Genomic DNA, 232 nt, shown 5'->3' with positions numbered 1-232 from the left:
GGTCCCGAGGCGGACCCAGTCAAGAAGGCTTTGCCTTCAACCTTCAATCACTCGTTGTCAGTTTTGAAAGGGCAAGAGATCCCCAAAAAGTGAAGAGAAGCTTTGATGCTTATTCCGAATACTTTTTGAGGACCCCAACAAGTTCTTTCATATTCACGCAATTCGTTTGGTGACGATGGCGGAAGGGAACCACGCGTACCCATCCCGAACACGACCGTTAAGCCTTCCAGCG

Annotated in this window: 1 rRNA gene; it reads left to right on the top strand. The window is 49.6% G+C overall.

What is annotated here, in order from left to right:
- Nucleotides 1-165: 165 nt before the first annotated feature.
- A 5S ribosomal RNA gene (gene rrf, locus KVT34_RS31335) occupies nt 166-232 on the top strand; the annotation flags it as partial.

This window comes from Paenibacillus sp. GbtcB18 (genome assembly GCF_019091125.1).
GTDB classification, from domain to species: Bacteria; Bacillota; Bacilli; order Paenibacillales; family NBRC-103111; genus Paenibacillus_F; species Paenibacillus_F chitinolyticus.
The sequence above is the reverse complement of the archived record's forward strand: the minus strand, read 5'-3'. Positions and strand labels throughout refer to the sequence as shown.